The sequence below is a fragment of the Gilliamella intestini genome, assembly GCF_900094935.1.
Lineage (GTDB): Bacteria > Pseudomonadota > Gammaproteobacteria > Enterobacterales > Orbaceae > Gilliamella > Gilliamella intestini.
Genome location: NZ_FMBA01000022.1, coordinates 1 through 18,573 on the forward strand (window position 1 = coordinate 1; position 18,573 = coordinate 18,573).

28 protein-coding genes are annotated in these 18,573 nt (G+C 33.7%); 15 read left to right on the top strand and 13 right to left on the bottom strand.

Translation table 11 applies throughout. From position 1 onward, the window contains the following. From GA0061080_RS07025 to GA0061080_RS07060, 8 genes are all read left to right on the top strand, one after another. Positions 1-1,122, top strand: a 1,122-nt coding sequence (locus GA0061080_RS07025) for a type VI secretion system Vgr family protein (protein WP_141683107.1), incomplete at its 5' end; no start/stop codon positions are given. Positions 1,123-1,136: 14 nt separating this feature from the next. Next, positions 1,137-1,913 carry a hypothetical protein gene (locus GA0061080_RS07030; protein WP_091123215.1) on the top strand — a complete coding sequence of 259 codons (777 nt, stop codon included), beginning with the start codon at positions 1,137-1,139 and terminating at the stop codon, positions 1,911-1,913. 5 nt (positions 1,914-1,918) lie between these two features. Beyond that, positions 1,919-2,335: a hypothetical protein gene (locus GA0061080_RS07035; protein WP_091123218.1), complete on the top strand. Its 417-nt coding sequence runs from the start codon at positions 1,919-1,921 to the stop codon at positions 2,333-2,335. A 33-nt stretch (positions 2,336-2,368) separates the two neighbouring features. Continuing rightward, the gene (locus GA0061080_RS07040; RefSeq protein ID WP_091123221.1) at positions 2,369-2,881 is read left to right on the top strand and encodes a DUF4123 domain-containing protein; all 513 of its coding nucleotides are present in this window, start codon (positions 2,369-2,371) and stop codon (positions 2,879-2,881) included. Then, a complete protein-coding gene (locus tag GA0061080_RS07045) occupies positions 2,878-3,627 on the top strand; it encodes a hypothetical protein (RefSeq protein WP_091123225.1) in 750 nt (249 codons plus the stop codon). The genes GA0061080_RS07040 and GA0061080_RS07045 overlap by 4 nt, the downstream gene beginning before the upstream one ends. Next, positions 3,628-5,043 carry a hypothetical protein gene (locus GA0061080_RS07050; protein ID WP_091123228.1) on the top strand — a complete coding sequence of 472 codons (1,416 nt, stop codon included), beginning with the start codon at positions 3,628-3,630 and terminating at the stop codon, positions 5,041-5,043. Then, positions 5,033-5,821 carry a hypothetical protein gene (locus GA0061080_RS07055; RefSeq protein WP_091123231.1) on the top strand — a complete coding sequence of 263 codons (789 nt, stop codon included), beginning with the start codon at positions 5,033-5,035 and terminating at the stop codon, positions 5,819-5,821. Before GA0061080_RS07050 ends, GA0061080_RS07055 begins: the two co-directional genes overlap by 11 nt. A 107-nt stretch (positions 5,822-5,928) precedes the next feature. After that, positions 5,929-6,189, top strand: coding sequence for a hypothetical protein (locus tag GA0061080_RS07060; protein ID WP_091123235.1), 261 nt, complete (start codon positions 5,929-5,931; stop codon positions 6,187-6,189). A gap of 346 nt (positions 6,190-6,535) precedes the next feature. Here the strand turns inward: GA0061080_RS07060 and GA0061080_RS07065 are convergent, their stop codons facing one another. The 13 genes from GA0061080_RS07065 to GA0061080_RS07120 all read right to left on the bottom strand — a co-directional run bounded on the left by GA0061080_RS07065 (position 6,536) and on the right by GA0061080_RS07120 (position 14,220). Then, positions 6,536-6,898 (bottom strand): Mor transcription activator family protein, encoded by a 363-nt coding sequence (locus tag GA0061080_RS07065; RefSeq protein WP_202112856.1) that lies wholly within the window; start codon positions 6,896-6,898, stop codon positions 6,536-6,538. A 3-nt stretch (positions 6,899-6,901) separates the two neighbouring features. Further along, complete coding sequence (locus GA0061080_RS07070; protein WP_091123239.1) at positions 6,902-7,408, bottom strand: HI_1489 N-terminal domain-containing protein; 507 nt, start codon at positions 7,406-7,408, stop codon at positions 6,902-6,904. A gap of 10 nt (positions 7,409-7,418) precedes the next feature. Then, positions 7,419-7,820 carry a gp16 family protein gene (locus GA0061080_RS07075; RefSeq protein ID WP_091123242.1) on the bottom strand — a complete coding sequence of 134 codons (402 nt, stop codon included), beginning with the start codon at positions 7,818-7,820 and terminating at the stop codon, positions 7,419-7,421. Further along, a complete protein-coding gene (locus GA0061080_RS07080; RefSeq protein ID WP_091123246.1) occupies positions 7,821-8,510 on the bottom strand; it encodes a DUF2786 domain-containing protein in 690 nt (229 codons plus the stop codon). After that, positions 8,500-8,709: a hypothetical protein gene (locus GA0061080_RS07085; RefSeq protein WP_091123248.1), complete on the bottom strand. Its 210-nt coding sequence runs from the start codon at positions 8,707-8,709 to the stop codon at positions 8,500-8,502. The genes GA0061080_RS07080 and GA0061080_RS07085 overlap by 11 nt, the downstream gene beginning before the upstream one ends. After that, positions 8,702-8,845 (bottom strand): hypothetical protein, encoded by a 144-nt coding sequence (locus GA0061080_RS12570; protein ID WP_167349200.1) that lies wholly within the window; start codon positions 8,843-8,845, stop codon positions 8,702-8,704. The genes GA0061080_RS07085 and GA0061080_RS12570 overlap by 8 nt, the downstream gene beginning before the upstream one ends. Positions 8,846-8,847: 2 nt before the next feature. After that, entirely contained in the window at positions 8,848-9,369 is a 522-nt protein-coding gene (locus tag GA0061080_RS07090) for a host-nuclease inhibitor Gam family protein (protein WP_091123252.1), read from the bottom strand. A 19-nt stretch (positions 9,370-9,388) separates the two neighbouring features. After that, the gene (locus tag GA0061080_RS07095) at positions 9,389-9,661 is read right to left on the bottom strand and encodes an HI_1482 family protein (RefSeq protein ID WP_065636005.1); all 273 of its coding nucleotides are present in this window, start codon (positions 9,659-9,661) and stop codon (positions 9,389-9,391) included. After that, positions 9,661-10,893 carry an ExeA family protein gene (locus tag GA0061080_RS07100; protein ID WP_091123255.1) on the bottom strand — a complete coding sequence of 411 codons (1,233 nt, stop codon included), beginning with the start codon at positions 10,891-10,893 and terminating at the stop codon, positions 9,661-9,663. The genes GA0061080_RS07095 and GA0061080_RS07100 overlap by 1 nt, the downstream gene beginning before the upstream one ends. Beyond that, entirely contained in the window at positions 10,893-12,671 is a 1,779-nt protein-coding gene (locus tag GA0061080_RS07105; RefSeq protein ID WP_091123257.1) for a DDE-type integrase/transposase/recombinase, read from the bottom strand. Before GA0061080_RS07105 ends, GA0061080_RS07100 begins: the two co-directional genes overlap by 1 nt. Positions 12,672-12,688: 17 nt before the next feature. Further along, positions 12,689-13,591 (bottom strand): hypothetical protein, encoded by a 903-nt coding sequence (locus GA0061080_RS07110; RefSeq protein ID WP_439330222.1) that lies wholly within the window; start codon positions 13,589-13,591, stop codon positions 12,689-12,691. A gap of 86 nt (positions 13,592-13,677) precedes the next feature. After that, complete coding sequence (locus tag GA0061080_RS07115) at positions 13,678-13,983, bottom strand: helix-turn-helix domain-containing protein (protein ID WP_091123264.1); 306 nt, start codon at positions 13,981-13,983, stop codon at positions 13,678-13,680. A gap of 45 nt (positions 13,984-14,028) precedes the next feature. Beyond that, positions 14,029-14,220: a DNA-binding protein gene (locus tag GA0061080_RS07120; RefSeq protein ID WP_065567015.1), complete on the bottom strand. Its 192-nt coding sequence runs from the start codon at positions 14,218-14,220 to the stop codon at positions 14,029-14,031. A gap of 93 nt (positions 14,221-14,313) precedes the next feature. On the opposite strand from GA0061080_RS07120, the gene GA0061080_RS07125 reads away from it, so the two are divergent. The 7 genes from GA0061080_RS07125 (at position 14,314) to GA0061080_RS07155 (ending at position 18,571) form a co-directional block, all read left to right on the top strand. After that, entirely contained in the window at positions 14,314-14,721 is a 408-nt protein-coding gene (locus GA0061080_RS07125; RefSeq protein ID WP_065567014.1) for a helix-turn-helix domain-containing protein, read from the top strand. Next, positions 14,718-15,302: a hypothetical protein gene (locus GA0061080_RS07130; protein WP_091123267.1), complete on the top strand. Its 585-nt coding sequence runs from the start codon at positions 14,718-14,720 to the stop codon at positions 15,300-15,302. The genes GA0061080_RS07125 and GA0061080_RS07130 overlap by 4 nt, the downstream gene beginning before the upstream one ends. A gap of 9 nt (positions 15,303-15,311) precedes the next feature. Next, on the top strand, positions 15,312-15,698 hold the full coding sequence (locus GA0061080_RS07135; RefSeq protein ID WP_091123271.1) for a hypothetical protein: 387 nt from the start codon (positions 15,312-15,314) through the stop codon (positions 15,696-15,698). A gap of 210 nt (positions 15,699-15,908) precedes the next feature. Then, positions 15,909-16,997, top strand: a complete 1,089-nt coding sequence (locus GA0061080_RS07140; RefSeq protein ID WP_091123275.1) for a hypothetical protein — start codon at positions 15,909-15,911, stop codon at positions 16,995-16,997. Continuing rightward, complete coding sequence (locus tag GA0061080_RS07145) at positions 16,994-17,410, top strand: hypothetical protein (RefSeq protein WP_141683108.1); 417 nt, start codon at positions 16,994-16,996, stop codon at positions 17,408-17,410. Before GA0061080_RS07140 ends, GA0061080_RS07145 begins: the two co-directional genes overlap by 4 nt. Then, on the top strand, positions 17,403-18,044 hold the full coding sequence (locus GA0061080_RS07150; RefSeq protein WP_091123282.1) for a hypothetical protein: 642 nt from the start codon (positions 17,403-17,405) through the stop codon (positions 18,042-18,044). The genes GA0061080_RS07145 and GA0061080_RS07150 overlap by 8 nt, the downstream gene beginning before the upstream one ends. A 110-nt stretch (positions 18,045-18,154) precedes the next feature. After that, positions 18,155-18,571: a putative holin gene (locus GA0061080_RS07155; protein WP_091123286.1), complete on the top strand. Its 417-nt coding sequence runs from the start codon at positions 18,155-18,157 to the stop codon at positions 18,569-18,571. Positions 18,572-18,573: the final 2 nt, after the last annotated feature.

Genomic DNA, 18,573 nt, shown 5'->3' on the forward strand with positions numbered 1-18,573 from the left:
AAAAACTGGCGCCCAACGTTTATACCTAAACCAATTGCTGATGGTCCAGAAGTGGCCGAGGTGGTGGGACCAGCGGGTGAAGAAATCTTTACCAACAAGCAGGGACAGGTGAAAGTACACTTTCACTGGAACTTATATGACGAGGCGGACGAAAAGGCATCGTGTTGGGTGCGGGTTATGCAAGGCTGGAGTGGTCGAGGTTATGGATTTTATGCTATACCGCGTATTGGTCAAGAGGTGATAGTCAGTTATATAAATGGTGACATTGACAGGCCGATTATTACTGGCTGTACTTACAATGACATCATGGCCTTGCCGGTGCAATTACCCGAAAAGAAAACACAAACGGTATTTCGAACCCAAACTCACAAAGGTAAGGGGCACAATGAACTACGTTTTGACGATGCGACTGGCAATGAACTTTTGCATCTACATGCACAAAAAGATATGGATATACAGGTGCGTAATAGTAAAAATGAACGCATTGACTATGACCGTACAACTAGCATTGGACATGATGATAAGCTAGTGGTGGCTAACAATAGAATTATAACTGTGGAGCAGCAACAAGATATAACCATTAAAGCCAATAGTCTTGAAAAAGTACTAGCAGATAAAAGCTTAATTGTTGATGGTGACCTGATGCAACAAGTCGCTGGCAATGTCAGCATGGACACCAAGGGCAATTTAGTATTGGAAAGCCACGATAAAATCACCTTTAAAGTAGGCAATAGTTTTATTGTTGTGCATGCTGGAGGCATTGATATTAATGGTCCGAAAATTAATATTGGTCCGGTGGTAAATATTTGTGATGCGGGTAGTCCATCGAGTATAAGAGCTCCGCTTAATCCTGCGATTTTAACAGCATTGGCTGGCAGCGGTATCCCCTTTATTGAGCGTTGTCCGGTTGATACATCAGCAAAAGTATCCCCACCGCTTGATGAATATCAAAAAGTATTTGTATTAAAAAATGAAGAAGGTGAGCTATTAGCTAATGTTAAATATAAATTAACGTTGGGTTCAGGCAAAGTCATTGAAGGTATAACAGATAATGAGGGGCGAACTGAATGTATATTGTCTGACGAAGCTGAAAATGTGAAGTTTGAATACGTTATATCATAAAAAAGGAATAATTTATGTGTAATTCAATATCTGCCAATACAACGAATAATGTCGAAAATGTAGTAACAACTGTTACTGTAAAACACCGTTACACTAAATCAATAGATACCTCTGGTTGGTTAAAAGTAAAATTAGACCCGAGTAATGATTTTGCTTTTCTCTGTGAATATACGAAAGTCATTATTCAAAAAATTGAAGGTGGCCGAACCTATTTTTTGATTAAAGAAGGTCGATATGCTAATAATATTGCAAGTTTAAGTAATAAAAATGTGGCAAAATGTTTAATTGACTGTTCCAGAGGGACTGGTGCAACATTAACCGTTAAAAAAATAGTCAGAAAAAGGGAAATATCTATTATTAGAAAACAAGAATTGAACCAATTATTTTCAGAGCTCAGTTTTAACGGAAATAAAGCACTAATTACCATTGATTCAGATGTGGATTATAAAGAAACAAACCCACTTAGTCCTTATCATAAACAAATCTTGCATTCAAAACCACTACCTGATGGAACTTATAATATTTTGGCTCCATTTACAGCAGGAGACCGAGATTCAACAGATTATTATCGAACTGATCCAAATGGGTATAAAGCATTAGCTTATGATACGGTATGGTTTCCGATAGAATATGCGCCAACATATAATAGTAATTTTGTTCATGTAGGGAATTTATCGGAAGGATGTATTACCTGTTATGAAATACAAAAATGGAATGATTTATATCACTATTTAATTAGCAATAGATCAGACAGCGATGGCAAATATGTGGGAAAACTTATAATAGGATAAATAATATGAAAACATCTATAAACACAATGATTTTGTTTTTTTTCTTTAGTTTGATAACAAATTATGCACATTCACATGTTCTAACGGATGTACAGAAACATTACGGTAATGAGCTAATTCATGGTTTAAAATATATTAATGATAAAGCAATTGAAGTTATCGAAGCATACAATAAAGAAAACAATACTCACAGGGAGTCATTAGAGCCCGATTTAAGAATTATTGTTGCTAGGTGTTTAGTGCCACTCAAAGCTAAATGGGCAGAATATGATCCTCATAAAAAATTGTGGAATATACCTTCGGAATATTGGTATGTGTCAGTTTCTTGTGATAAAACCGTCAGCGATATTCCCGAAAGAAAAACTTGGGATATTTATGTTCCAACCACAAGACCATTAAAGCCAAGTCGAGTTGAAGAATAGAAATTTATTTTAACTTAATATTAGGTTACCGGTATGCCGTCTTTGTTATTACCCTTTATACCAGATGCTCCGAGTGAGAATTATTGGTATGTTTTAGTTGATTGTGCCTTGTTAAAGGGTTTTTATTTATCATTATCACAAATTGATAATTTACGTTATAAATCGTTATTTTTGGGGACGTCTGAAGCGTCATCGGCAGAAGTTGGACCGGTATTAATTGAATTAAAACCGGCTATCCATTCATCGTTTATTTCGACGTTAGTCACTTATCAAACAGAATACGAAACCCCAATATGGTTACAAACCCCTATTGCCTTTACCCCACTGTTTAACACACTTCGAAAATTGCTTTATGTTGAAAAAGAGGATGGCAGTCAGCATTTCTTCCGTTATTACGACCATCAGTGCTTTGCAGGTTTTTGGTCAATAGCCAGTAAAAACCCTTACTACATAGGCACCCTGTGTAAAACCCGTTGGGCTATCTGGCAATCAAGTCAACAACATTATCAGTATAACAATGACTATAAAATAGGAAATCATCCATGAAGCTAGTGATTACTGAAAAAGATATTGATATGTTTGATGAATTGGCACAGGCTCGTGACATTACATATTACTATAGTCATTGTAAGGAAGTGTTTCCACTATGGGCTCAGTTAATGACTGAAAAAAACAGTAGACGGGTTATTGAACAGGCACTTCTAAGAGGAAAAGAAAATCAGTTCAAATTAGTTGACACTATTCGACTTTATCTAGATACCATGATTATGTTAGGTGAACATTTTCAAATAGATATTCAGTATACTTTATTTCATAATATATTAAGTCAAACCGACGGCAATGAAATGTCGCGAGCCTCACAATTGTATGAACATTTGAATGACTACACACAAAAAGTAATAGGCGAGGATGCTACTCATTTCAAAGAAATGATATTTTTGATATCAATTAGTCAGCTACCAGTTGGAGAGGAAGATGATTTTACTATTGATATGTTACAATTTTTTAAGTTTATTTATCCCCAGAAAGTCACTTTTGCGGGTGAGGCGATTTATCAGGAGTTGATAGAATGGGGACGTAAACAAGCATTAGTTAAATATGATTTTCAGGATTTAACGCAGCAAGCAATTTATTTATTATTTTTATTTGCCTTAGGACAACATTTTGATACTGACCTCACCCGTTATTGGCTAAATTGGTCTGATATAGCGATGCAGATAAAAGCCAACACTTACACTTTAAAAGATTTAGCTAAAACATTAGCAAAAATAGTTATAGAAGGAGTAGAGTAAATGCCGAATACCCCTCCAATTGCCCCACCGAGCATCGGTTCAGGTAGAATTGTAGGTAGTTCTACCATACCTTGTGACAAAGTAGATATTAAAATTACAGAGGTTGAATGGCTTGAAAGTTATACTAGAGTGTGCCAACAAGATAAACCAATTGCAAATTGGAAAGTTTGGAAATCATCAACCTCAATGACAACTACGCAAGTCAATTCGGACGATTTTTTCTATCAAGATTGTAGTGATAATCCCGCAGTTTATTTTATCCGCAGCTCTAGTATGGCAAATCATAAAAAAATAAAGCTTAAAGTTAGACTAAAAACAGTCTGCGGTTCAGCATTGCCTATTAGTACATCTGGAAACAAGGCTAAATTAATCCTTTCATTTGGTAACAAAAAATTTATCTCGAACGAATTTAGTTTGCCAGCAAAAGATGATGAAGAATCAGTTATTCTTGAGGGTAATATAGACCAGATTAGTTGGTTAATATCCCCGACATTTTCGTTAGAGTACGAAGATAATGATACAGCTATGACAAAAAATAGTCTTTTTTCTGAAAAAATACCACTTGAGGCTTTTGTACTTTATGATGAACCAGCTAAATTTTATAAGAAAGGTGTTTGGGTTGAGGTATTGCGTTTTTTATTCAAAAATACAGATATTAATAATGACCAAGACACTGTTGTTTCAGCAGGGAAAATAGCTAAATATTGTCACAGTGAACATGGGATGGTTTATGAGGCTGTAAATGGGAAGAGCAGTTATTTTTCCTTTGACTTTCATATACCTTATTTTATGGACGAGTCAAACAAGGGAGAGTTTGAATTAAGGGGATATTTATCGAAGACAAAGTATGGCTTATTCGGTTCTACAAAAAAGAAAAATATTGTAAATTGTTACGATCAAGCTGCGGCAGTGCAGTCATTATGTGGTGCATTAGGCATTATATCTAAATGGATTTATATGAAACCTGTTGGTTATATAAAAACGACAAACCTAGTTGGAATTGGAAGCTGTAATAACCCTTTTTATAAATCTAATAATAGCAATAAAGTTGAATCTAGATTATTTGGTAAGCCGGGTGAAGGGACTATACGAATGGCGTTTGACAATCATGTATTTGTTAGATTAAAAGAAACAGGAATTATTTTAGATGCGACAATCGGTCCTTATATTGGAGATAAATCAGTACTAGAATATGCTAATGAAGTGTTAGATATAAAAGTTAATTTTAAATTTAATCAAAGAATTGCCAAAATTCTTGGAGCGCGGACACCGCCAGAGGAATCTGTTTATCCAAAACCATTAACTGAATTGCCTTTAACACTTGAAGCTATAGAAAAGTCTTTCAAGGGTAAATATAAAGGTCATGAACATACTAGAGGTTATCCTCTAAAAGGAGTATCAAAAATTGTTTGGTAAAAAAAATTTATTTATTTTGGGGATGGTTTGTTTTGTTGTTAACTTATCCAATTCATCATTAGCATTAGCCAATATAGCACCAGAGGAAAATATTATGTCAGCCGTTGTTGTAACAAAAGAAACAATAGAATTAACACAAGAACAATTTTTTTCTCAAGAATTTGGTATTACATTAAACAAACTAACAAACTCTAATATAAAAGCTTATTTAGATTATTTCAAAAACAAAAAAATCATTAAAAATAATAATATATTTAATTTTTCAGATTTTTTACAGCAATCTGAAGATAAACAAATTAAGCAAATGTCATTAAATACACATATAGCTGAAAAATTATCAACTGAATCTATAAATGGTAGTAATTATCGAATTGCACAAATAATGGAAACAGAATATGTTGACAATTTAAATAATAAAAAATTGGCAAAAAGAGTCGCGTTAGGGGTGCTACCCAAAGATAAGGTATCTATGAAAGATTCTGACCAATTTGTTGAAATTGAAATACTACTTTTATTTATAGAAGATGCAAACTTTATGGCTAAATTTAATTTTATTCGCAGTTTAAATACTGATAATTCCTCTGGGCGTTTTGCATATAATAAAGCGGAGTTGGGAACTTTTTCCCTTATGAATAAAGAGTCAGAAATGGAAGGGAATATTATTGCACTTTTTCATAATAGTAATTTCAAAATATGGTATGTAAACCTTGCAGAACAAAACGTTATGGAAATTTCTCAATGGATATTTGATAATATTGAGTTTACTTTTGCTGATTAATACTAATAAAAGATGAAGAATCAGTTATTTTTGAGGGTAATATAGACCAGATTAGTTGGTTAATATCCCCGACATTTTCGTTAGAGTGCGAAGATAATGATACAGCTATGACAAAAAATAGTCTTTTTTCTGAAAAAATACCACTTGAGGCTTTTGTACTTTATGATGAGCCAGCTAAATTTTATAAGAAAGGTGTTTGGGTTGAGGTATTGCGTTTTTTATTCAAAAATACAGATATTAATAATGATCAAGACACTGTTGTTTCAGCAAGGAAAATAACTAAATATTGTCACAGTGAACATGGGGTGGTTTATGAGGCTGTAAATGGGGCATGCCAGTTATATAGAAAAAGAGCACTGGTGGAATAAAAACGACTGTTCTGATGGCGGCGATATACATCTAAGGAAATATCTTTTAAAAAAAATTAAAAAGGTCAATTGCTATGACCAAAGTGGAGCTATTCAATCATTGTGTGGCGCATTGGGAATTAAAACTGACTGGATTTATATTAAACCAGTTGGGTATATTAACACAACTAATTTAGTCGGTATTGGTAAATGCAACAATCTGAAATAGAACATGATAAATAATAATAGAATGATGAGATAAATGGGATATAACAAAATAAACAGGGAAATAATGAAATTGTTTTTTGAAAAAGTGTTACAAAATATGAAATAAAAAATTGCCTAAAAAATTTTGCTCAAAAATTAATTAGGCGTCATTAAAATCAAACAGTGTTGGTTGTTTTTCTTTTATCATTCGTTTATGAACTCGGTCAATTACTTTCCTGATACCACGTTCAGTCATATTATATTTTTGGCTTAGCTCTGCATAGTTGTTACCTTTAAATGCATCATAGATTTGTAGATCACGTTGGTTAAGTTTAAAGATATAATCACGCGGAAATGTGAAGTTTTGGCCTCCAAATAGTTCTGAAATTGTATTTGCAATGCTATCACCTAACTGTGCTGCAATATCTTCAGGTAAACCGTAATCCATCGCATCGTTAGCTACAGATAATGATACATGTGTTAGTAATTCATGACGTTTAATAGACATTGCAGACTTAGTCATAATTTACGCTCCTGTTTTGTTCTTATACCAATCCAGTGCACCGGGTATATTTTTTTCTAATTTACTAAAGTCAACACCAGCCCTATACATCTGTTCAAAATACTCTTCATTACTGCTACGAGAGGGTTTGTCTTCTTCTTTATGTTCAACGTATGCAAATAAATGCTTAGTTGATTCATAAACAGATTTTAAGTAGTTATGATTTTTAAACGGTTTGTATTCACCCAATGCACGCTTTGCGTGAATATTATTAACTGTTTCCCGTAGTGCGTGAGCTAGATGCCTGCTTGGTTGATATAATTTTAGAACTTCATTAATTAAGTTTACTGCTCTAGAATTACTTAAATTTGATTTTTGAGTACGAAATAAACCAATATAGGCAATCATCGGTTTAGCACAGCCATAGCTTAAATTACTTACTAATATAAGTAGTTCTCTTCCAGAAACATCTTCGACTAATGCTTCTAAATTAATTTCGTTATGACAAATTGGGCAACGTGTTAATTTCATACTTATTCCTTTATATGCGTGCTTGCCAACTTTTTAGGCTTTCAATTACAACCCTTGCTTGTTTTTTTGTAAGCCAATCCATCACTTCAACACCAGTAATACGTTTTACATAAGAATTGATAGCTTTTTCAGAACGATTTTTGATTTCACCTGCATCAGCTAGTGCTAGCCATAATGATCGTATTTTTTTATGAACTGGTTCTGTAGCAGTTATCTTCCCCGTTTTTTTTGATGATTTAACTTTAAAACCTTTTGATTTAAAGTTATTTAGAATTTTTTCCAGTTCCCAAACAGTCATATCCTTGGTGCTAGTTTTTTTAGTTATATTCAGTAATAGATGACGATAGGTATCGTCATCAAGATTAAGTTGAGATTTTGCAATATGGATCAGTTTGATATATTTAGATTTCATCTATTTAACCCCTATTAGTGATGGAGAATAACCTGAATTTGATACACCATGATTCAATTGAGCGGTTTTACCTTGTAAGTAACCAATAAATTGTGAAGAGTCCGAACCATTACACTTTTTAGCATCTCTAACCTTAGCGGGTGATAAATCTTTTGTCTTTCTATATTCAGCTAATAGATTTAGTTCCTCATCAGTCATTGCGAAATCTTCAATTAATTGATAAACGCCATTAACCCAGCCAACACAGAACGCATCAGCTCGGTTGATTTTAGTGATTTTTTTACAATTACCATTTTGTTGCGATAAGAATTCTTTTCGAGCTTTAACTAATTGAACACTTAAAACGTCAAAGGTATAAGCTGCTAATTGTGGTCGTTCCCTAAGTCCATAAAATGAAACCTTTCGTTTATTGTTTTCCCAAGTAAAGTAAGCTCGCACGCCAAATGCGCTTGTAATGATACTTACTAATATTGAAAAATATCTTGGTGGTTTTTCTGCATTTGAAGGGGCATGTTTTGACACATGTTCCTCAATTTCAGATAATTCCACATCTTTATTACTGATATTATGTTTTACCATCAATTTGATGGCTTGATTCATAGCAATAGCAGCTTCGTTGGGATTTGTTGATTTCGCTAACGCTAAAAGTTTTTTGATTTTTTCAATATACTTTTCATTATTATTTGTCATAAAAACACCTTAAAAAACTAACAAAACGCTGTTTTAATGTTTTAGCTGATTTTAATTTTACATATTCAGCATAAAGTTCATCGTACAGCTTTCCATCAACATAACCCTGACCAGTTACTTCACGCATAAATGAATGTTCATGGCTGATTGAAATATAATGGTCGGGCATATAACGTTTAGGGCTAGAGAATTTAGCCATTAGCTAATTCCTCTAGCTCGTTAATGATGCGATCCGCTTCAAACTCAGATAAACCATACTCTTTACAGTGAATTATAAAATTAGCTGTCTGGCTTAATATAAATTGATGCAAAATATAAAAATCTTGTGTTTGCATGATTAGATAATCTCCTGTTCAAAAGGTACTATCGCAAAATCCTCTACATCTTTTTTGATAGTGATGCCAGGAACATGTGCTACTGCATTTGGTTCGTTTAAAATGGCTTCTTTATTGATTTCTTCTTTTGTACGTATAAAACGATTCAATTTCAGTTCTTTCAATGCCTCAATAACTGATTCTGAACCACGAATAGTGCATGATGGTGGTCTATTACGCCATTGGACTTCACCAGTAATCAAATTAGCTGATTTAACTTTACCGCCATTAGTCAGTTCGTCACGATTTGCTTCACACCAAATTTGAATACCTGTCTGTAGTTGTGTAGACTTAAGCTTTAGTAAATCAATAGTTGATGAATAGCTTGCCGTTATTTCGGCTATTTTGTCATTCATTTCTGTTTCTAGGCGAATCAATTCACGTTGAATATCACCTAAATTCCTAATTGATGATGTTACTTCCTCTTTGGATTGCACTACATAAACAGATGCGGCTGCTTTAATACGTTTTTTTGCTTTTATCATTTTTATGGCTCCTATTAAATTAATGCAAGCGACTAATATCGCACTCTCTCCATATAATTCGACAGCCATTTAATTCAAACTGCCCAAACCGATGGTACCCTTCGTGTCGATAATACGTTGCCTGACCAGCATCTATATATTTATTGCACTTAGGGTGATGCTCAATTTCAATAGTCGGTTTTGAAAGTGAATCATGATAAAAACCAATGACAGTTAATTCTTCATTAGATAATATATTTACAGCCTTATTAACCGCATTGATGCTATTACTGATTAGTTGGTTCTTTTTCATCAGATATCTCCTCGGTCTTTGATACACTCAACAATTATTTCACCTGTAACTTTTAGCGCACCAATGCGTGCAGCTAGATTTAATGCGTTAGAAACAAGGTTATTTACTGCTAATGGATAACATAATGAACGCACTTGCTTTTCACCTCGACGTGTTGTTGCAACACGTAACCGATTGATGATTTCATTAAATGCAGATGAATCAAATAACGTTGTATAGTCCATATCAACACGTGAAAATTTATGCTTGATATATTCTTCAACTTTAAAATCAAGTGGTTTTAAGTTCACAACTTCACAACGCTGAACCACTTCACGAACTTCAGGATTGTATTCTGATAGTTTTGTTTGTAATTCTGTTTGGCCAATTAAAATAATTGATAGCAGTTTTTTAAAGCCTTCTTGTAGCTCATAAAAGCGTTTTAAATGCTTAAGCGTATGAATTGATAAACCATGCGCTTCTTCAATAATCATTAAATGTTTACGACCTGATAATGCGCTATTTTTAAGTAAAGTATGCATTTGCCTTGCTCGTGCTTCAGCACTACGTTTTGGTTTTGCTTGTGGATCAATCGCATTGATGATTGCACCACTAATATCCATACTTTTAAGTGATTTACCTTTGATTTCGTTATCTTCCAACCCTAATACATACGGTTCGATAACTGTTATTGGTTCATGATTAATATTGATCCAATCAATTAAATCATGGCGCAGTGTTGATTTACCGCTACCTGATTCACCAATAACGGCCAACATTCCGCCATGCTTTGCTGTTTGACGCATTGCTGCACGTACATAACGAATATCATCAGATAGATAAACATCAGCGTCTTCCGTCATTTCGTCAGTGAATGGGTCACGAGGAATGCGGAAATGTGCCCGCGCATCTCGATTTATAGTTTGTTTTCGTAGTAACATATAGGCTGACTCCTTTGTTAAGTGTTTTTCATTTGAGTCAACTGGCACAGCGTCGTCCGCCAAGATTTCGGCTGTGTCAGTTTCTTCTTCAAAAATATTTAGTAAATAATCATTGCTTAAACCTAATTTTATTAATGCCTTTTCAATCTTCTGCTCTAGTTCTTCATGCTTAATAGAGCGTGGCCAAATATTGTGATTAACGAGTTGGCTAATTACTGCTTGGCTGATTGAATTGCCTTTATAATCAATATGCTTAGCGAGTTGTGCCTGTTTGATATTGAATTGCGTCATTACGCTTTTTAATTTCAGCATTATTTAACACTCCTAAACCCTGTCGTACCGTCACCGATTGCAACAGGTGTTGTAAATGTACGAATTAGTGAATCTAACGAATCTTCCGGTACACCATCTTGATAACGAACCGATAGCCACTTATTTTCATCAGTTGTTAATCTGCGACCAATTGAACTGGTAATACGCATTAAAGCCGCGGTTAACGTTAATGTTGTGGTAGCTGGCTTTAAATGTTCCGGTGTTTCAATTTCATTGCCTTTTTGTTCAAAGTAAGCAGGATGATTAATATCATCTAGATAACTGAGTGTATTGAGCTGACCGCCGAATGGCGCAACTTGTTTTTGCTTCGCTTTTTTGATTTCATCTTCGGTCATGTTTGGGTATGCCACTTGATCCATCGCTTTCGCTGCTTGTTCAATTTCTGTATTACCTTTAGATTTATATTCCTCACCAATCACAGGTGCATCTAAACGTTGTCCAAACTTATCAAAATTGCGGTCTGGCTCAACACGATAAATCAGTGCTTCACCGTCATAACGAGGTACTTCAATTTGAATAGCACAATCACCGTAAACTAATGAACGCACACTGACTTTATCTTTAACAGCAATACCATCTAAGCCTTTTAAACTATAAATAAGCGAACTATCAGCTTGCGGATGTTTGAAACTAATGGTTAAATCAGCTTTCACTTGTCGCTCTTGCTCACGACTTGCCATAAGGGCTTGGCAAACTTCTATTGATGGCAATGTGCGTAATTGCTCTGCCGTAATATGTTGCCAAAGTGATTGACGTGATACGGGTTCTGATAATCCAATACGACGCAAACGTGTATCTTGTCCTGGTAAACGATTGGCGTTATATGCCTCCGCCCAGTTCATTGCTGCATGATTTAACTCATCAATACTGCTGACAGGTTGAAACTTTAAACGGCTTTCAAATTGTGTTTCGATGATATTATTGGCATTTTCAACGCCACCTTTAGCTCTTGCATTACCTGCTTCGTGTTCTAGATATTTAACTTCTAAATGGTCTAGCAAGTTCTTGATTGCTGATGATGTATTAGCCGAACCTTTATCCCAATACAATAGCTTTGGTACACCATGAAATAAACGCCCATCTTGCTTACCCCAAGCAAACATTAAAAACTGGAATAATGAGTGTTGGTTTTCGCCTGCAGCTTCAACGTACCAAGGTATAATCATGCCTGATGCACGGTCATACAAAGTATAACGCCAGACTTTGTATTTAACTTTTGCGTAGTTTTTTAACTTGTTTTTATAAAAATCACGTTCGCGCATAATATGCTGTTTATTTTTCATGTAATAAATCAAGCATAATGACGGATCAATTTCGTGAACATGATTCGGATATAATGCGCGTAACGACTGTACAGGATTTGCTACTTGTTGCGCTTTTACATTTAGCTTCCTTTGTCTCATTAAACGATTAAGCGTCGCATTGCTGACATTAATTTCATGCCCATTTTGTTCCAATATGCCACGTGCAGTGGTGGTAAACATTGTTTGCTTGCCATTATCTCGCACTGATTCGCGACTCATTGTTGCTAATGCTAAAAGTGATTCACTTGAAACTGTCATTTTTCCTTTATCTGTTCTAGCTTTGCGCTCACTAGACCAGCCACAAACTTGCTTTAATAGCCTATAAATGGTTTGTCTTGAATAGCCTAAAAATGCTTGTGCTTCATCCAATATTGGTCCACGTTGACCGTGACCGACATTATCCAATTTGATAGCAACATTATTTAGATACTCACGAATATTCGGCGCAATCATATTTTTACCCAACCAAATCAATTATCTATTAATGTTTCACTAAATTCTGGCAAGATATCATCACTAAAATTCACCCAGAAATCGTTGTAAATTAATTTACTTTGTGATGACGTTAGCTTTAATGATTGTTGCAATATTGTTAATGTTGCTCTTAATGACTCTGGTAATGAATATGGTTGTTCAGGATCATAATCTGGATCATTTTCCATGATTTCTTTTTGTAGCTTATCGGCTAATGCAACGTATTGCCGTTGTTGTTCTAGTAGCTCATCAATACGTGATTGCGTTTCTGCTATCTGTTTTTTAAATGGCTCTAAACGCTCATCAAGTGGCACAGTTTTCATTTCAAATTGAGCTAGTTTTATTGCTAATTCTTCCTTTTCTTTCGCTACATCAGCATTACGTTTGCTTAATGCTTTATAATCAGCTTGCAAATTACTATTTTCTTTTTTGAGCTGCTCTTTTTCCTTAGCATTTTTAGCAATAAATTCTTCTGCCAATTCAACTAATGCCTCTTTATCACCAGCTTTAGCAACTTCAATTAATGCCGTTTTTTGGTCTTCGGGCAGTTTGCGATATTGGCGTAACTCACGGTAGCCGATGCCCATACGAGACATAGACTCAAGGGCTTCTTCGCCGAATGATTGTAAATTTTGAATATCTAAATCTACTTTATCGACGGATAGATTAAGTAAATTACAAAAATCCTCCCATGTTCCAGAAAATTCCGAACCGTTCGGAGTTTTCTTTCCTTTAAGTAATTGATATAATTTATTTTGCTTTATAAATGCTAATTTAGAAGTCCGAACCGTTCGGGAAAATTTACTAAAAGCATCAGCCATTTGAGCCTGACCTAAAAGCTGATTAACTAGATCGCGCTCTTCGTTATATTCACTTTGAATCGTAGTTATGGTATTCATTGCATCATTAATCCCTTGCTCATCAATTGCAGGTAGTTCAATTTCTTCTTTTGCTTTGTTTGCTTGTCTTGCCATTTTGGTTATCCTTATCTTGCGCCAGCCGTAATACGCTGATTGATTTCTGTTATTTGGTCTTGCATTTTAGTGATGTGAATTGCATGCGCTTGGGCTATTTGCAACATTTGCACACTATGAGCAAACAAACCATTATCTAACTTAATTACTAGTCCTTCCTCGATTAGTGTTTGTAATGCTCTGGTAACATTAACAGGTGATTCATTAATCATCTTTGCGATATCGCCGTTAGATAATCCCGTTAACGTATAACCTTTAAGCGCTTTTAGCACCTTAAGTATTCGAGTGCCAGACGTTGAAATTTGTGATCTATGCATGTTTTTCGCCCTTTTTCTATATATGAAAAACTGTTACAATCGGCATTAGTAAGCTTGTTTTAAGCCAAGTTTTACTGCTATATCGTGTGTTTTACCACGATGAGCACGGCTTAAACCGTTTAAAACGTTATAAACAACAACGGGGTGGTAACCATTTTCAATCGCCCAAGATTTGATAGTTTTGCCTTTTTGTTGAAATTGTTGCTTAACTTGTTCGGGAGTGAGAACTTTAGACATTTTTAGCTCCTTTGATATAAGTTATTAATAAGTGATTTATAAATTATGTGTTAAATTATGGTATAAATATTTATACCTGTCAAGATAAAAAGTATGCAAAAAAATATCGGATTAAGACTAAAAGAAGAACGTGAACGCATGGGCCTTAGCCAAGTTGCTATGGGGGAAATTGCTAATGTAAAAAAATTAACTCAACTTAATTATGAAAAAGGTGAGAGATTTCCTGATGCATTATATTTATCTACATTAGCCAATTTTGGGTTAGATGTTCAATATGTTGTAACTGGTATTAGAACAACAAGTAATTTATCTGTTGATGAGCAAGATTTAATTGACAAATTTAGAACAGCACCATTGGCAATTAAAGCGGCAGCCTTAGGTGCATTAACAGCAGGAACGGCTCAGCAGGCAGGGGTTAATATTTCGAATAATACAATTCGAGGTGAAGGTCAAATTGCTGGTGGAAATATTTATACAACTAGGAGGCGGAAAACAAAGTGACGGTTAGACTTCAGGATAATACGGCAGAACAAATAGCTGGTAGAGATATTTATAATATTACGTCAAGTAATGATGATGAGTTAGATACTCGCCCGTTGGTTCCCGCTCAACGAAAATCCCTTAATAATTTAATTTCTGATATTGAAAACTACGGGGAGTTAACGGCACCAGAACTATGGCTTAAACTACACGCTACTCTTGGTGTTTGTAGTATTAATGAAATAACTGTTTCACAATTTCCTATTGCTGATAAATTTTTAACTGATGAATTTGAAGCAGCTAAAGAAAAAGCATCTTGCAAAATACTTATCCATTTGATTCTTTGTGAAATTAATGACAAAGATGAATTAAAAGATAAGATGAATCATTACAGTAAGCGGCAATTTTGTACTTCAGATTTAAAACGGCTTAATAAAATGCAGTTACAAAATGTATTAAATTATGTTGAAGAACTTTCTAATTTAGAGAAATTAAATAATCAAAATTTATATAACCAAACAATAACTTTATTCAGAACTCAAATAAAACCCACGTTAGCAATATTTGCCGTGGGTTTTATTTTGGGTGCGATTATTTTTTAAGGATTAAAGATGAAAAATTTATGGTTATTTTGGATTTCAATTGTATTTAGTGTTTTTTTATTAGTTGGTTGCAATTCTCATCCTGAATATGAGGAAAAAATAAAAAACTATATGATGGGTAAACTGAAAGATCCAGATAGTGCACAATATATATTTAAAGGCTATATGCAAGGAAAAATAGATGGTCATGATGCAACTGTTTATGTTGTATTTATTAATGCTAAAAATGGGTATGGTGCGTTTACTGGTTTTCAAGAATATGAGTTTGCAATCTACAAAAATCCATCTGAAATAAGTGGATTACTTTTATCCCAAGGTGGTGTTGAGGAAGTTAGCCATTTAACAAACACAGATAGATTTGAAGTTATTGAGAAAATGAAGATTATTGATGGTTAATTTATAATATTAAAAAAAACTGTAAAGCATTTGATGCTGGTCAAGGCTCTTGTGTTTGGGGTGATTTTTTAGGATGTAATCAGTTTAAAGTTACTTATCAGTATCAGTGTTTGGAAGAAAATTAGACAAAGGTAATATGGAAAGAAACATCTTTATAACAGAATATAAAATAAAATTTAGTTAAAAATTAAGGAATGGAAGGATTTGTAAATGAGTAAAAATAAGGCTAAGAAATATCTTTTAGCATTGAAAGAGCAACGTAATATTTCGATTCGAGTGGTACAAAAGGTCTTGACTCACGAATCCCTTAAATCAGGAAAAAGTTTTGATGATCTAATAGAGTATTATTCACAAGTAGGTGATAAGAAATCTGACCCTAAAATTAAAAAAGCAGGACTTGTTTTAGAAAAGCTCTATAATAATAATATGATATATGGTAATCGGGTGTGTTATTTTTATACATTGCAAAGTAAAAAGCAATATGAGCTTGTTGAGCAGATATTTAAACAAATTTTTGCTAGTGATGAAAAGAATCCCGAAACAGATTTGTTCAGAGAACATTACCCTTTTAATATTGAACAATCAAATCTTGATGATCTAGAGTTAGGTAAAAACTATTTTGTTAAATGTATTGATAATAAAGATTGTATAAGGTTATTTTCCAGTTCTGCTCGGGCATACAAAGATAGTATCAATATAGAACCGGATGCTTTAGGCGGTGATTATCTTGAATACTATGAAATTGTTGGGTATAAAACAATACGCCACCAACCATTTGATAGTATAATATTTCATAAAAAGAAAGGCATTGTCGAAATTCAAATAGATATGGCTTATCCTGTGACTAAAGATGATAGAAAAATGTTTGTTGTAGATTATCATAATTTATTAAAGAAAACCTATCGAGAGAAATATAAAGAAGAATTGCTATTAGTTCCATATAATATTTTTAATAAGATTGATTTATTGTATGAGGAACCAGAAGGAAGTATTGTAGCGTTAGAGCATAAGACAGGTACTAACTCTGTAAAAAAAGAAAGAATGAGTAGTAAAAAAGAAGATTTAAAGCAGGAAGATTTTCATTCTAGTGGTTTAAGCGCTATTTGTCGACAAACCAATTTTTATTCCATTACTAAAAAATATGACTCTCCAATTTTTGGAGAAAAAAATTTAATTGAGTTAGTAATTGCTGGTGGTATAAAATTAATCGCGTCACCAGCTCCGATGATTAATAATGCGGAAATAAATAATTGTCTATATCAGGAAGAATATGATTATTTGATAAATAAGCTTATATGATGAAAAAAGCAGATATATTAAATCAACTCAATAACGATGCTGCTTTACAGCAGCATATTCAGATTGTATGCGTTAAAATTATTGATTATATATGCTCTATATCTAATAAAAATGCATTTAAATATATATCTTATAATTCATTATGCAAAAAAACAAAATCCTCTCCTGAAGATATTTTTCAGGCTATTAGCGCTATGATCAAAAATGGCTTGCCAGTTCTTGATATCAAATTTGAGTTTATCGAGTTTGAAGATTCAGCCCCTATAGAAATACCCAGTGAAGATATTATTGAAGCCCGCATTACCAATATTTTTATCCATCCAGATACAGGTGAACCTGTAGAGAGCTTTAAAAACAAAATCTTTATATATTTCTCTTTGTCTGATTTTGGTAAGGAGATTGTTTGTGACTAATCAATCTCCTACGTTAGAAGATTTAGAATTAATGTCAAATAATTATGGCGTAAATATTTATTCTCTATTTTTAAAAAATATATGTAAGACATACGATAAATTTATATCTCAACTGTACAAAAATCTTGAAGACATAATTTGTCGACTAGAACAAAATAAAAAAATTAGGTTTAAAGATGAAGAAGATCGGCTAACTGAAGAAATTCTTTCCTTTTTATCTGCTTGTGGATATGATGCAACACATGATTCTTTTCATGGTGGTGGGCATTGTGATCTTCTTGTAAAAGTTAATAATTTTACTTGGCTTGGTGAAGCTAAAATTCATAGAGATTATGACTATTTAATAAAAGGATTTAATCAATTGACAACAAGATATGCAACAGGAACTGATTCTTGTAGCCAAGGTTCCCTCATCGTTTATTGTAAAACTAAAGATACTGTTTCCGTGGTCAATGAATGGAAGGTTAGACTAAAGTCTATTTATGGTGACAGCTGTATTTGTACAGATCAGTGTAACTATAGACCTTCATTTAGTTTCTATTCAACTCATAAGCATGAGTCATCAGGAATTGATTACAAGATAAAACATATTTTCGTTGTATTACACTATGATCCTAAAGATGTTAAAAACTGATGGATGCAATAAATAAACTACCAGTAAATTAATCTGCCCCCGTTCAAATTACATTTCAAGTAAGTAAGATCATAATAACCTCATACATTAATTTAATTATGAGGTTTTTTATGGCTCACCCTATCAAAAAATTATCCCAAATTCGTTTGCTTAAATGGTATTTAGTCGCTATTACTTTATTTGCAATTATTACGTTACTCTCACCTCAACAGTTGCCTGTTGTTGCTTATAAACTGGCTTTAGTCTTGCTTTCTGCCGTGATTGGTTACCACCTTGACCGTGCACTTTTCCCTTATGCATCTCCTGGAGGTTATTTATATAACGATTGGAAAGAGTTTGGTCCTGATTTTTATACCAAGCAATATATTGAATCTTTAGAAAACAATGAACACCCCGAGGCAATGGATTCCAAAATGTGTGCGGAATACCCTGTTCTTGATGAGTATCGAACCCTATTTGCGGTTGTTCTGATTCGTCGGGCGTTAATTGTTTCCGCTGTGATTCTTGGCGTAACACTTGGATTATAGAC

What these genes read in the sequence shown, in the direction of transcription:
- GA0061080_RS07120 (WP_065567015.1), bottom strand. Translation starts at nt 14,220, where the DNA reads ATGTCTAAAGTTCTCACTCCCGAACAAGTTAAGCAACAATTTCAACAA.
- GA0061080_RS12570 (WP_167349200.1), bottom strand. Translation starts at nt 8,845, where the DNA reads ATGCAAACACAAGATTTTTATATTTTGCATCAATTTATATTAAGCCAG.
- GA0061080_RS07140 (WP_091123275.1), top strand. Translation starts at nt 15,909, where the DNA reads ATGAGTAAAAATAAGGCTAAGAAATATCTTTTAGCATTGAAAGAGCAA.
- GA0061080_RS07100 (WP_091123255.1), bottom strand. Translation starts at nt 10,893, where the DNA reads ATGCTGAAATTAAAAAGCGTAATGACGCAATTCAATATCAAACAGGCA.
- GA0061080_RS07045 (WP_091123225.1), top strand. Translation starts at nt 2,878, where the DNA reads ATGAAGCTAGTGATTACTGAAAAAGATATTGATATGTTTGATGAATTG.
- GA0061080_RS07125 (WP_065567014.1), top strand. Translation starts at nt 14,314, where the DNA reads ATGCAAAAAAATATCGGATTAAGACTAAAAGAAGAACGTGAACGCATG.
- GA0061080_RS07050 (WP_091123228.1), top strand. Translation starts at nt 3,628, where the DNA reads ATGCCGAATACCCCTCCAATTGCCCCACCGAGCATCGGTTCAGGTAGA.
- GA0061080_RS07060 (WP_091123235.1), top strand. Translation starts at nt 5,929, where the DNA reads ATGACAAAAAATAGTCTTTTTTCTGAAAAAATACCACTTGAGGCTTTT.
- GA0061080_RS07090 (WP_091123252.1), bottom strand. Translation starts at nt 9,369, where the DNA reads ATGATAAAAGCAAAAAAACGTATTAAAGCAGCCGCATCTGTTTATGTA.
- GA0061080_RS07115 (WP_091123264.1), bottom strand. Translation starts at nt 13,983, where the DNA reads ATGCATAGATCACAAATTTCAACGTCTGGCACTCGAATACTTAAGGTG.
- GA0061080_RS07075 (WP_091123242.1), bottom strand. Translation starts at nt 7,820, where the DNA reads ATGAAATCTAAATATATCAAACTGATCCATATTGCAAAATCTCAACTT.
- GA0061080_RS07155 (WP_091123286.1), top strand. Translation starts at nt 18,155, where the DNA reads ATGGCTCACCCTATCAAAAAATTATCCCAAATTCGTTTGCTTAAATGG.
- GA0061080_RS07030 (WP_091123215.1), top strand. Translation starts at nt 1,137, where the DNA reads ATGTGTAATTCAATATCTGCCAATACAACGAATAATGTCGAAAATGTA.
- GA0061080_RS07145 (WP_141683108.1), top strand. Translation starts at nt 16,994, where the DNA reads ATGATGAAAAAAGCAGATATATTAAATCAACTCAATAACGATGCTGCT.
- GA0061080_RS07040 (WP_091123221.1), top strand. Translation starts at nt 2,369, where the DNA reads ATGCCGTCTTTGTTATTACCCTTTATACCAGATGCTCCGAGTGAGAAT.
- GA0061080_RS07085 (WP_091123248.1), bottom strand. Translation starts at nt 8,709, where the DNA reads ATGGCTAAATTCTCTAGCCCTAAACGTTATATGCCCGACCATTATATT.
- GA0061080_RS07070 (WP_091123239.1), bottom strand. Translation starts at nt 7,408, where the DNA reads ATGAAATTAACACGTTGCCCAATTTGTCATAACGAAATTAATTTAGAA.
- GA0061080_RS07110 (WP_439330222.1), bottom strand. Translation starts at nt 13,591, where the DNA reads ATGAATACCATAACTACGATTCAAAGTGAATATAACGAAGAGCGCGAT.
- GA0061080_RS07035 (WP_091123218.1), top strand. Translation starts at nt 1,919, where the DNA reads ATGAAAACATCTATAAACACAATGATTTTGTTTTTTTTCTTTAGTTTG.
- GA0061080_RS07135 (WP_091123271.1), top strand. Translation starts at nt 15,312, where the DNA reads ATGAAAAATTTATGGTTATTTTGGATTTCAATTGTATTTAGTGTTTTT.
- GA0061080_RS07095 (WP_065636005.1), bottom strand. Translation starts at nt 9,661, where the DNA reads ATGAAAAAGAACCAACTAATCAGTAATAGCATCAATGCGGTTAATAAG.
- GA0061080_RS07105 (WP_091123257.1), bottom strand. Translation starts at nt 12,671, where the DNA reads ATGATTGCGCCGAATATTCGTGAGTATCTAAATAATGTTGCTATCAAA.
- GA0061080_RS07080 (WP_091123246.1), bottom strand. Translation starts at nt 8,510, where the DNA reads ATGACAAATAATAATGAAAAGTATATTGAAAAAATCAAAAAACTTTTA.
- GA0061080_RS07065 (WP_202112856.1), bottom strand. Translation starts at nt 6,898, where the DNA reads ATGACTAAGTCTGCAATGTCTATTAAACGTCATGAATTACTAACACAT.